At 38.7% G+C, this 11,977-nt stretch carries 11 protein-coding genes; all 11 read right to left on the bottom strand.

All coding sequences use genetic code 11. From position 1 onward, the window contains the following. Positions 1-30: 30 nt before the first annotated feature. The gene (gene tyrA / locus H4J62_RS00165; protein ID WP_259364806.1) at positions 31-1,182 is read right to left on the bottom strand and encodes a bifunctional chorismate mutase/prephenate dehydrogenase; all 1,152 of its coding nucleotides are present in this window, start codon (positions 1,180-1,182) and stop codon (positions 31-33) included. A gap of 31 nt (positions 1,183-1,213) precedes the next feature. Next, complete coding sequence (locus H4J62_RS00160; RefSeq protein WP_182213385.1) at positions 1,214-2,323, bottom strand: 3-deoxy-7-phosphoheptulonate synthase; 1,110 nt, start codon at positions 2,321-2,323, stop codon at positions 1,214-1,216. Between the two features lie 497 nt (positions 2,324-2,820). Then, complete coding sequence (gene acs, locus H4J62_RS00155) at positions 2,821-4,767, bottom strand: acetate--CoA ligase (protein WP_182213384.1); 1,947 nt, start codon at positions 4,765-4,767, stop codon at positions 2,821-2,823. A 314-nt stretch (positions 4,768-5,081) separates the two neighbouring features. Continuing rightward, the gene (locus tag H4J62_RS00150; RefSeq protein ID WP_182213382.1) at positions 5,082-5,327 is read right to left on the bottom strand and encodes a hypothetical protein; all 246 of its coding nucleotides are present in this window, start codon (positions 5,325-5,327) and stop codon (positions 5,082-5,084) included. Positions 5,328-5,447: 120 nt separating this feature from the next. Next, positions 5,448-5,828, bottom strand: coding sequence for a holo-ACP synthase (acpS, locus tag H4J62_RS00145; RefSeq protein ID WP_070374732.1), 381 nt, complete (start codon positions 5,826-5,828; stop codon positions 5,448-5,450). Between the two features lie 124 nt (positions 5,829-5,952). After that, positions 5,953-6,684, bottom strand: coding sequence for a pyridoxine 5'-phosphate synthase (pdxJ, locus tag H4J62_RS00140; RefSeq protein WP_182213381.1), 732 nt, complete (start codon positions 6,682-6,684; stop codon positions 5,953-5,955). 17 nt (positions 6,685-6,701) lie between these two features. After that, on the bottom strand, positions 6,702-7,388 hold the full coding sequence (recO, locus tag H4J62_RS00135; RefSeq protein ID WP_182213379.1) for a DNA repair protein RecO: 687 nt from the start codon (positions 7,386-7,388) through the stop codon (positions 6,702-6,704). A 29-nt stretch (positions 7,389-7,417) separates the two neighbouring features. Beyond that, complete coding sequence (era, locus tag H4J62_RS00130; RefSeq protein WP_070374735.1) at positions 7,418-8,329, bottom strand: GTPase Era; 912 nt, start codon at positions 8,327-8,329, stop codon at positions 7,418-7,420. Positions 8,330-8,346: 17 nt separating this feature from the next. After that, a complete protein-coding gene (rnc, locus tag H4J62_RS00125) occupies positions 8,347-9,036 on the bottom strand; it encodes a ribonuclease III (protein WP_182213377.1) in 690 nt (229 codons plus the stop codon). Between the two features lie 2 nt (positions 9,037-9,038). Continuing rightward, on the bottom strand, positions 9,039-9,959 hold the full coding sequence (gene lepB / locus H4J62_RS00120) for a signal peptidase I (RefSeq protein WP_182213375.1): 921 nt from the start codon (positions 9,957-9,959) through the stop codon (positions 9,039-9,041). 10 nt (positions 9,960-9,969) lie between these two features. Beyond that, positions 9,970-11,760: a translation elongation factor 4 gene (lepA, locus tag H4J62_RS00115; protein ID WP_182213373.1), complete on the bottom strand. Its 1,791-nt coding sequence runs from the start codon at positions 11,758-11,760 to the stop codon at positions 9,970-9,972. Positions 11,761-11,977: the final 217 nt, after the last annotated feature.

The following is an 11,977-nucleotide window of genomic DNA, read 5'->3' as shown; positions in this document are numbered from 1 at the left end:
TTTAGCAATTTTTTAGTAGCACGGTAATGTTTAATGTTTTTTTAATTCGTTAGCTTTTAATAACATGACTTTGCTTTCTTGTAAAAAGATATCAGCATAATCACCAAACCAATCGGAGACTTGGCTAAACATGGTAACAAAAGCATCTTTATCACCCATTTCAACATCTTCTAACAACTCTAGAAACCGATAAGCGAAACGTTTCATCATCGCGACATTATCTTGATTTGAAAAAATGATATCAGTATAAAGCACAGGATCTTGAGCAAATAAACGACCAACCATAATTAACTCTAAACGATAAATAGGCGAACTCATTTCAACAAGTTGAGAAATGTCAGCCCCTTCAGTCATTAAGTGATAACCGTAAGCAATTGTTGAAAAATGTCTCATAACTTGAACCATAGACATTGCTTGATCGTGCGCCGACGCATCGACGGGATAAATCTTTGCTCCCCAAACCTGAAATTGTTTCAGCAACCAATTATATTGCTCGGGTAAACGCCCTTCGCAAGTAATAATTGTTTGTTTGATTAACCCTGACACATCAGGTCCAAACATTGGGTGTAAACCAACAACCGGTCCTTGATGAACTTTCATCATTTCATAAAGTGGCATTTCTTTTACGCTAGTCACATCAGCTAAAATGCATGTTTTGGGTAAACAAGAAAGCTTTTGAATGATCATTGATGTTAAGCGAATAGGTACAGCAACAATAACGACACCGGCTTGGGCAAGGATATTGTCACTATTTGGCCAGTCATCTTGTTCAAGAACGGCTACCTGATAACCAGAGCGCTCAAATAAATCAACAAACACTTTACCTAACTGTCCGTTACCACCGATAACAACTATTTTACCACTCTCTGTATTGACACATTGATAGCCACTCGCATCTTGACTGATGTAAGAGTCACTCATTAGCCGTCTTAAAATATCTTCAATTAATTCTGGAGACACGCCTGCCTCCATCGCCTGTTGACGTCGCATAGTCAGTAATTGAGCTTCTCGGTCAGGCGCATAAATTGGCATACCAACTCGGCTTTTTAGCTCTCCCACTTTAGTGGTAACTCTGCGGCGCTTGGCTAATAGCTCGACTAATTGAGTATCTATCTCATCAATCTCATTTCTCAATGCGGTTAACTGAGGAGCAATACTTTTCTTATCCATTAATTTACTCATTTACGTTTCGCGTACTCGCCTTCATACTGATTTAAGATAAACGCTTCTTTAAAACACCATTAAGTTTATCGGTCGCATTTGCTAATAAAAGTGCCGTATCATTAAAATCAATACACGCATCAGTGACTGAAACACCATACTTTAATGACTCTTTCGGGCCATTAGTGCTTTGGTTACCTGCATTTATATGACTTTCTAACATTATACCAATAATTGATTTATTACCTTCAATTATTTGGTCAAATACATTTTCTGCCACCAATGGCTGGCGACGGTAATCTTTATTTGAATTACCGTGCGAACAATCGATAACAATACCAGGCTCTAAACCTTGTACACTCAATTCTTTCTCACATAACGCAACATTAGCAGCATCATAATTAGGTTTCTTACCACCACGTAAAATAACATGACCATCAGGGTTTCCAGAAGTTTTAATCAATGATACTTGTCCTTGACGGTTTATTCCCATAAAGCGATGTGAAGACGCTGCTGACTGCAAAGCATTAATAGCTACATCTAGGCTACCATTGGTGCCATTTTTAAAACCAATAGGCATAGAAAGACCTGACGCCATTTCTCTATGTGTTTGCGACTCAGTTGTTCTGGCGCCAATCGCCGACCAGCTAAAAAGTTCAGCCAAGTATTGCGGGCTAATGGGGTCAAGCGCTTCGGTGGCTAATGGCAAACCTAAATCAGTTAAGTAAATCAATAATTCTCGAGCTTTACGCAAACCGGTTTCAACATCAAAGGTACCATCCATATGAGGATCGTTTATTAAACCTTTCCATCCAACGGTGGTGCGAGGCTTTTCAAAGTAAACACGCATAACAATATAAAGGCTGTCTTGATGCTTATCATGTAAGGCTTTTAACTTTTGGGCATATTCTTTAGCGGCCTCGAGATCATGTACAGAACAAGGACCTGAAATAACGAGTAAGCGATGATCTTTTTTATGAATAATGTCAGCGATCACCTTGCGGGCAGCTTTAACGAAATTACGTCCACTTTCTGACAAGGGGAGTTCATCTCTTAATTGATCAGGCGTTATTAATACATCTTCTGAATTGACATGAATATCGTTAAGGGTTTTTATGTGAGGACCTTTACTAGGTTGAACGTTCGGTAATGAGTTAGACATTGTATTTTCCATTTATCGCAATATTGTTTATTAAAGTAAATATAGAACAAAAGAACTAAGTGTGACTTAGCAAAAGAAGGGCTAGTAATAATATCGATGTTGTTGGTTTTTCATAATAGTTCCGCTAATCGCCATATCGTAAAGAATTATTTACTCTGTTTGTACACAATATCTTACAGGGGTTTTTTTTGAAGGTACAGTAGTTTTAGTGTTTTTATTCTAGGTTATGTTGAGGGTGAACGGTATAACGTGGTGCCGTGACTAAATGGACATAGGAAGTAGAGTAACGTAGGAGCATTTACCGAGACGGTAAAGAAGGTAACTGTTCACAACTTTGGCTATTTAGAATACAGAGCGAAGCGTCCAAGGGTGAATCAAGCATGGCCTTTCGCAGCATGTTCTAATGACGAGATCAGTGCACGTATTCAAGCCACTTTCCCGCCAATAAAAACATTAAAAGCGCCCTAAGGCGCTTTTAATTAAGTGCTTGTTAGTGACTAACTAGCGTGAACAATTCGATTACTTATTAAGTTTTCTACAACGCTAGGATCTGCCAAGGTCGATGTATCCCCTAAGGTATCAATATCGTTTTCAGCAATTTTACGTAAGATGCGACGCATTATTTTACCAGAACGTGTTTTTGGCAAGCCAGGTGCATACTGAATATAATCAGGTTTTGCAAAACGGCCTAACTCTTTAGCAACAAACTCAGTTAATTCTTTCAGTAACTCTGGTGATTCACTGGCACTAGCCATTAAAGTCACATAAGCATAAACACCTTGGCCTTTAATTTCATGCGGATAACCAACAACAGCAGCTTCAGCTACAGCAGGATGAAGCACTAAAGCACTTTCGATTTCAGCAGTACCTAAACGATGGCCCGAAACATTAAGGACATCATCAACACGCCCGGTGATCCAATAAAATCCGTCTTCATCACGACGTGCACCATCTCCAGTAAAATAATTACCAGGATATTGGCTTAAATAGGTTTGATAAAAACGATCATGATCGCCATAAACTGTGCGTAACTGCCCAGGCCAACTACCCGTTATCATTAACAAACCTTGGTCAGCACCTGCAAGTGTATTACCTTCTTTATCAAACAATGCTGGCTGAACACCAAAAAAGGGTTTACCTGCTGCACCTGGTTTCATATCAACAGCACCGGGTAATGAAGTAATTAAAATACCCCCAGTTTCTGTTTGCCACCAAGTATCAACAATAGGACAGTTAGACTTGCCAACCACTTCATAATACCAATGCCAAGCTTCAGGATTAATAGGCTCGCCAACCGTACCGAGTAAACGCAACGATGAAAGATCTGATTGATGGACTAAATCGTCGCCAATACTCATCAAGGCTCTTATCGCAGTAGGTGCAGTATAAAAAATATTAACTTTATGTTTTTCACATATTTGCCAGAAACGTCCAGCATCGGGGTAAGTAGGTACCCCTTCAAATACTAGTGTAGTTGCACCGTTAGCTAACGGGCCATAGAAAATATAAGAGTGACCAGTGATCCAACCTGCATCTGCTGTACACCAATAAATTTCGCCATCTTTATAGTCAAAAACATATTTATGAGTCATCGCGGCATAGAGCGAATAACCACCACAGGTATGTAAAACACCTTTTGGTGTGCCTGTTGAACCTGATGTATAAAGAATGAACAATGGATCTTCTGCATCCATGACCTCTGGTTCACAAACGGCTGATTGCTTGGCAACTTCTTCTTCATAACTGATGTCTATTTTGTCATTCCATGCGACATCACCACCGGTACGAGCAACAACAATAACCGTATGTACATTGGGGCATTCGGCAACAGCTTCATCAACATTCACTTTCAGTGGAATAACACGACCGCCACGTAAGCTTTCATCAGAAGTGATAACAACTTGGCAATCAGCATCAGCAACTCGTGAGCGTATAGCTTCAGTTGAGAAACCACCAAAGACAACAGAATGTACCGCGCCAATCCGAGCACAGGCTAACATGGCATAACCCACTTCAGGGATCATCGGCATATAGATACAAACCCGATCACCTTTTTTAACACCACGTGCTTTTAATAAGTTCGCTAAACGACAAACATGATCATGTAATTCTTGATAAGTAATTTTTTTGTCGTCGCTGGGATCATCGCCTTCCCAAATGATAGCTGTATCATTGGCTTTAGTAGCTAAGTGACGATCAATACAGTTATAACTTACATTTAATTTACCACCAGAAAACCATTTAATATCAGCCGTTTTCAAGTCAACATCACTGACACTGTCCCAAGGTTTATACCAATCAAGAAATTTTTCAGCTTGCTCACCCCAAAATACATCAGGTTGTTCAATCGATTGCTTGTACATCGCATCGTATGTTGCACTATCAATATGAGTGTGTGCTTTAGCTTGTTCTAAAACTGGATAACAGCTTTTCAATTCTTTCATGTTGAGTCCTTCATTGCTGACTTGATATTATATCAAGTTGATTATTGCTTAAATGCTATTGATATTCATCTAAGCACTAATAGATTTTGAGGTTATTTTTAAAACAGTGACAACATCATATAGGAAGTTAATTAGTGCGACTACTCAACTAAAGTCGAATACGCCTTATTAAATTTCCATTAAAATGAAAAAAGATAATTGTCTACTAATAAGATTAACATTGAAACCCAACAATGACAACGCTGTCATTTTCAAGTTAAAAAAAAGCAAAATAAATTGCTATTGGCGGACTAAGGAGCCTTTAAATAGATACGTTAACGAATAGTGATATCGGGTGAACCGTCAATTTCACCATCTTCGGTAATGATAACAGTACCACTATTATTTGATAATACAGCAATGCTACGTCCATTATTATTACGTATAAAAAGCAATTCATAGCCAAACTTACCAAGACTACCTGCTGAAAATTTTTGAGCGAGTGTCAGCTTCTCCCACCAAACTGAATGCTCAGGAGATTCGTGCCTTCTCTCATTGAAAGGTTGCTTTTGTTGTTGCATAACTTACCCACCCGTTAAATAAATACTAACGTCATTGTATCAATATAGCCCAGATAAACAGCGGTGCCTAACGTAAGTATAGAACAGATTTTACCAACAAAGATTTTATTATTGCGTTAACTAGCGAGAAAGTACTACGAACGCGGTAGCATATAATGCTTCGTCAGAGAGCGAAATGTGCCAGTTTTCAGCCCCTAATTCAGTTGCTAGCTCTGCTGCACGACCACTTAGTAGTAGTTGTGGCTGACCAGAAGCTAATGATTTTATTTCAAAATTTTGAAATGAAACCCCGTTGGCTATGCCGGTACCAAGCGCTTTAGATGCGGCTTCTTTTCCTGCCCAGCGCTTGGCTAAATATAATGCAGGGGTTTTTAACGATTGGTATTTTTCATATTCTATTGGCGTTAACACACGAAGCGCTAATCGGTCTCGCACCTTAATCGCCATTTTTTCTATACGGCTTATTTCAATAATATCAGTACCGATGCCAACTACAGACATAATGAATCACTTTTTTAAGCGCTAGATAAATGTTGTCTTAACATTTAATTTAGCTTCACTTCGTTAAATAAGGCAGAACTTTATTAGCTCTGCCGGGTAGGGTCTAAGCGCTGTGCTCTAAAAGTTAACTACGCGCTTCTCTCATTAGCTGTTTCATATCGCGAATAGCCTTGTCTAATCCGTCAATCACCGCTCGAGCAATAATAGCATGACCAATGTTGAGTTCGATTATCTCTTCAATTGCCGCAATAGGTTTAACATTAAAGTAATTTAAGCCGTGCCCAGCATTAACTTTCAAACCATTGGCATGCGCATATTTAATGCCTTCAATTAAACGGATCAATTCAATTTTTTGATCTTGTTCATTTTTTGCATCAGCGTAATGGCCGGTATGAATTTCAATATAAGGAGCTTTACTTGCAATAGCAGCATCAATTTGGCTTTTATCAGCATCAATAAATAAACTTGTTTCTATACCTGCTGCAGTTAGTTGTGAAACTGCACGGCTAATTTTATCAAAATTACCAACAACGTCTAAGCCGCCTTCAGTCGTCAATTCTTCACGTTTTTCAGGGACTAGACAACAAAATACCGGTTTAACCTCACAGGCTATGGCCAACATTTCATCAGTAACCGCCATTTCAAAATTCATTCGGGTATGCAATGTTTGCTTTAGTACATAGATATCACGGTCTTGAATATGACGGCGGTCTTCACGTAAATGGACGGTAATGCCATCGGCTCCAGCGTGCTCTGCTACTGATGCAGCATAGACTGGATCAGGATAATTTGTGCCCCTTGCTTCTCGTAAGGTAGCAATATGGTCAACATTAACGCCTAATAATAGTTCGCTCATTTTTATATCTCTTAAATTTATGAATTTTTTGTAAATAATTTCCGGCTATTTAGTGGTTTACCATCAAGTAAATGATTAATAATTTGCCGCATCAGCACTTTATACGTTTGCATTACGTCTTTAGATGATAAATCTTCTTCGGCTATCGCTTTTAAATGCTCAGCATTATAACCAGTCTGTACCTGCTTGCTTATTATCGGGACAAAACCTTGTTCAGGGAAATAATGATAACGATTATTATTTTCTGAAAATATCGGCGAATAATCAATAGTTAACCCTAATTCTTCTAGTAATCTATTTTCAAAATTTCTCAATATAAATTCAATTGAACGTTGTTCCGATAATTGTTCAATGCTTTGTTGATATTGACAAAAAAGTTCGTCATAAGGGATATGTTCACCCAGTAGACGCACTTGTAACTCATTAAGGTAAAAGCCACTGTAGAGGTAATTACCACTGAGCTGGTAGGATTTTCTTTCGGGTTCGACACGTTGTAAATACTTGAGGCTGCCTTGACCTTTCAAAACAATTTTTAGTGGAGAGAAAGGTTGTAATAAAGCTTTTTTATTAGATTTTAAGGACTTACCTAAATAAGAAATAGCAGACACTTTTCCTTGTTGAGCGGTTAAGAATTCAAGCAATATTTGATTTTCACGATAGGGTCGTGAATGCAATAAAAAAGCACTTTGCTCAAATTCTTCCATTATTTTTAGTCCAGTAGACGGTTCGAAGTCTAACCTGAATATTCATCCCCATAGCCTAAACTACGCAGTGCACGTTCATCATCAGCCCAGCCAGATTTCACTTTCACCCAAGTTTCAAGAAACACTTTCTGTTCAAAAAGCGCTTCCATATCACGACGAGCTTCTTGACCAATTGTTTTAAGTCGCTCTCCACCATTACCTATAACCATACGCTTTTGACTTTTTCGTTCAACTAAAATTAGCGCATTAATATGGATGATACCCTTTTCGTCCATTTTAAATTGTTCAACTTCAACCGTTGTTGAATAAGGCAATTCATCACCGGTGAAACGAATAAGTTTTTCACGAATAATTTCAGAAGCCATAAAACGACTTGAACGGTCAGTAACATAATCATCTGGGAACCAGAAATCACCTTCAGGCAGTGAACTAAGACAAAGTTGACGAATGGTATCAACGTTATCGCCTTTCGCTGCAGAGATAGGTACGATATCACTAAAGTTGTGCTTCTCGCCTAATTTCTGCAAGTGAGGTAATAATGATTCCTTATCTTGGACATTATCGATTTTATTAATCACTAAGATACAACGTGCGCCAGATTTTTTTATCTTGCTAAGCACAAGTTCATCATCAGTTGTCCAATGTGTTCCTTCAACCAAGAAAACCACTAATTCAACTTCTGCTATTGAACTACTTGCAGCACGATTCATTAAGCGATTAATCGCGCGTTTCTCATCAGAATGCAAACCAGGAGTATCAACTAATACCGCTTGTTTATTTTCTTCTGTTAAAATTCCTAAAATACGATGGCGTGTCGTTTGTGGCTTGCGTGAGGTGATACTAATTTTTTGACCTAACAAGCTGTTAAGCAATGTTGATTTACCAACATTAGGACGACCGACAATAGCAATTAAGCCACAATGTTTATTTTCACTTGTCATGATAATATTTCGCTGAGTTATTTTTTATCAAAAATGAGCGCGAGTACTTGTTGCGCTGCGGCTTGTTCGGCTTTACGACGGCTAGTGCCTTTAGTGACCACTTCGGTGTTTATCACCTTGGTTGTACATCGCACAGTAAACTGTTGATTATGAGACTGACCACTGGTGTGAATGACTTCATAAAGTGGTAAAGCAATTTTACGTGCTTGTAAATATTCTTGTAAACGTGTTTTAGGATCTTTTTGTTCGTTACCGGGTTTAATAATGTCTAGTCGTTCAGCAAACCAGCTAAGCACTAATGCTTTAGTCGTGTCGTTATCTGAATCTAAATAAACAGCACCGATAATCGCTTCAACGGCATCTTCTAAAATTGAATCTCGACGATGTCCCCCACTTTTTAATTCACCTGGGCCTAAAATTAAGTAATCGCCTAAATTAAAGCCTCGGCCAATTTCAGCTAAGGTAACACCTCGCACAAGGCTCGAACGCATGCGTGTTAAATCTCCTTCGTCATGAGAAGGAAATTGCTGATAAAGTACTTCAGCAATGACAAAACCAAGAATGGAGTCGCCAAGAAACTCTAAACGTTCGTTATGAGTTCCTTTAGCACTTCGGTGTGTTAATGCTTGAAGCAATAAGTCATTATCATTAAAGGTGTATCCTAACTTTTTACTGAGTCTAGTTAGTGCGACTGCTGAGCTTTTCACGATTAGTTTATTCCACCCAAACGTGAAAACCTGACATTAGTCGGTATCCACTTTGGTAAAAAACTATCTTCGTCACGATCAAAATCAAAACTCATCCAAATTGCTACGGCTTCGCCAACAAGATTTTCTTCGGGTACGAATCCCCAAAAGCGTCCATCAAGACTATTGTCACGGTTATCACCCATCACATAATAATGACCTTCAGGTACAAAGAACTCATCGCGTTGGGTATTTTTCTGTTGATAAAAATGCTGCGTGCGTGGCAGTATTTGATTATCCATTAAAATATCATGTGTCTTGTTTGGCATATCAGCTGTGTAACGACTCAGGCCATATGAACCGTCAGGTGACTCATCTTCTTTTTTAAAGGTGTTGATTACTTGCTCAAAGTCTGGACATTTAACGTCACTTTCTTGACAAGCAGGCTTGATATATATGGATTTGTTACGATAAATAATTCTATCGCCAGGCAAACCAATAACACGCTTAATATAATCAATCTTTGGGTCTTGTGGATATTTAAATACCACCACATCGCCACGTTCTGGTAGCCCGATCTCAATAAATTTATTACGTGCAACTGGATCGCGTAATCCATAAACAAATTTATTGACTAAAATAAAATCTCCATCAAGTAATGTCGGCATCATAGAGCCCGAAGGTATTTGAAACGGTTCCCATAAAAAAGAACGTAAAATCAAAACAAAAGCGATAACCGGAAATATTTGTACCGACGTATCAACAATTGCTGAAGGCTCTGCTAATTTAGCGATAACCTCAGCTGGCAATACTTCTTGACATTGGGCTTGAGCGTCAGCTAATTTTAATTTACGTTGCGGCGCTAAATAAAACTTATCAGCTAACCAAACAATGCCAGTGATACTAGTAATAATAACGAGAAATATTGAAAAATAAACAGCCATAACTTCCCTACTAACTTTCTAATTTAAGTACAGCTAAAAACGCTTCTTGCGGTACTTCAACGTTACCAACTTGCTTCATACGTTTTTTACCATCTTTTTGTTTTTGCAGTAGTTTTTTCTTACGAGAAATATCACCACCATAACATTTTGCCGTAACATTTTTTCGTAGTTGTTTAACGGTAGTACGGGCAATAACGTTATTACCAATCGCCGCTTGAATCGCAATATCAAACATTTGACGATGAATAAGTTCTTTTAATTTATCGACGAGCATACGGCCACGTGCAACCGAGTTACCTCTGTGGGTGATCATTGCTAAAGCATCAACGCGATCGCCATTAATCATCACATCAACGCGCACCATGTCGGCAGCTTCGAAGCGGATAAAGTTATAATCTAGTGAAGCATAACCACGACTCGTTGACTTTAACTTATCAAAAAAGTCCATGACCACTTCAGCCATAGGTAGCTCATATCTTACCGCTACTTGTTTTCCGTGATAAATAATATCTTTTTGCACACCACGTTTTTCAATACATAAAGTAATAACATTACCTAAGTGTTCTTGGGGTACTAAGATATTGGCTTCAACGATAGGTTCACGAATTTCGTCAATACTGTTGATAGCCGGTAAATCGCCAGGGTTATCAATAGATATAACGTCACCGTTGGTACAAGCAATTTCATAGTTAACCGTAGGAGCTGTTGTAATAAGGTCAAGGTCATATTCACGTGCTAAACGCTCTTGAACAATCTCCATATGCAACATACCAAGGAAACCAATACGAAAGCCAAAGCCAAGCGCAGATGAGTTTTCTGGCTCAAAAAACAAAGAAGCATCGTTTAAGCTTAATTTGTTCAACGCATCACGGAAATTTTCGTAGTCATCAGAACTTATTGGGAAAATCCCAGCATAAACTTGCGGTTGAACTTTTTTGAAACCGGCAAGCGCTTTTGCAGCTTCTTTTTTATGAATGGTAATAGTGTCGCCCACTGGCGCGCCATGTATTTCTTTAATACCAGCAATAATAAAACCAACTTCACCGGTTCTTAAAATACCCGTTTCTTTTTGTTTTGGTGTGAATATTCCGACTTTATCAATTTGGTGAACTTGTCCTGTCGACATGACCACCATTTTATCGCCTTTTTTCACTTCGCCATTCATCACACGCACTAATGAAACAACGCCTTGGTAATTATCAAACCAAGAATCAATGATCAAGGCTTGTAAGTTACCCGTAGGATCGCCAGTTGGTGCCGGGATATTGGCAACGATAGTTTCTAAAACATCTTCGATACCTAAGCCAGTTTTTGCAGAACACTGCACTGCGCCTGTCGCATCAATACCAATGATATCTTCAATTTCTTCGCTGACGCGATCCGGATCGGCTTGAGGTAAATCAATTTTATTTAAAATTGGGATAACTTCTAGATCCATTTCAAGGGCGGTATAACAGTTAGCAACGGTTTGTGCTTCAACCCCTTGTCCGGCATCCACAACAAGCAAGGCACCTTCACAAGAAGCAAGTGAACGCGAAACTTCATAAGAAAAATCAACATGACCTGGCGTATCGATAAAGTTAAGCTGATACGTCTCACCATCTTTGGCTAGGTAATCAAGCGTAACACTTTGCGCTTTGATCGTGATGCCGCGCTCGCGCTCAATGTCCATAGAATCTAGGACTTGTGCTTCCATTTCACGTTCTTGTAAGCCACCACAATGTTGGATCAAGCGATCAGAAAGTGTAGATTTACCATGATCGATATGGGCGATAATTGAAAAGTTACGTATATTTTTCATAAATGGAAGTTCAAATAATGCTGTGGTTAATTCAATAGGGTGAGATTTTAGCGAATTTAGCGCGCTGGGGCTATCTTTATGTTGTGTTAACTTGTGTATATAGCCGTTCTACTTCGAGATAGAGGTTTAAGCAAGTCTAAAATAGGTAAATTACTAGGCATTAGTAGCACATAATAGTTCTTTAATGGCTCATATCTATTACGCAGAAGCGTCTACT

The organism is Colwellia sp. BRX8-5 (assembly GCF_014077325.1).
Classification (GTDB): Bacteria; Pseudomonadota; Gammaproteobacteria; order Enterobacterales; family Alteromonadaceae; genus Colwellia_A.
Note: the sequence above shows the minus strand (reverse complement) of the source record. Positions and strands in the feature narration are given on the sequence as shown.

What these genes read in the sequence shown, in the direction of transcription:
- acs (WP_182213384.1), bottom strand. Translation starts at nt 4,767, where the DNA reads ATGAAAGAATTGAAAAGCTGTTATCCAGTTTTAGAACAAGCTAAAGCA.
- H4J62_RS00160 (WP_182213385.1), bottom strand. Translation starts at nt 2,323, where the DNA reads ATGTCTAACTCATTACCGAACGTTCAACCTAGTAAAGGTCCTCACATA.
- lepB (WP_182213375.1), bottom strand. Translation starts at nt 9,959, where the DNA reads ATGGCTGTTTATTTTTCAATATTTCTCGTTATTATTACTAGTATCACT.
- era (WP_070374735.1), bottom strand. Translation starts at nt 8,329, where the DNA reads ATGACAAGTGAAAATAAACATTGTGGCTTAATTGCTATTGTCGGTCGT.
- recO (WP_182213379.1), bottom strand. Translation starts at nt 7,388, where the DNA reads ATGGAAGAATTTGAGCAAAGTGCTTTTTTATTGCATTCACGACCCTAT.
- lepA (WP_182213373.1), bottom strand. Translation starts at nt 11,760, where the DNA reads ATGAAAAATATACGTAACTTTTCAATTATCGCCCATATCGATCATGGT.
- H4J62_RS00150 (WP_182213382.1), bottom strand. Translation starts at nt 5,327, where the DNA reads ATGCAACAACAAAAGCAACCTTTCAATGAGAGAAGGCACGAATCTCCT.
- tyrA (WP_259364806.1), bottom strand. Translation starts at nt 1,182, where the DNA reads ATGAGTAAATTAATGGATAAGAAAAGTATTGCTCCTCAGTTAACCGCA.
- pdxJ (WP_182213381.1), bottom strand. Translation starts at nt 6,684, where the DNA reads ATGAGCGAACTATTATTAGGCGTTAATGTTGACCATATTGCTACCTTA.
- acpS (WP_070374732.1), bottom strand. Translation starts at nt 5,828, where the DNA reads ATGTCTGTAGTTGGCATCGGTACTGATATTATTGAAATAAGCCGTATA.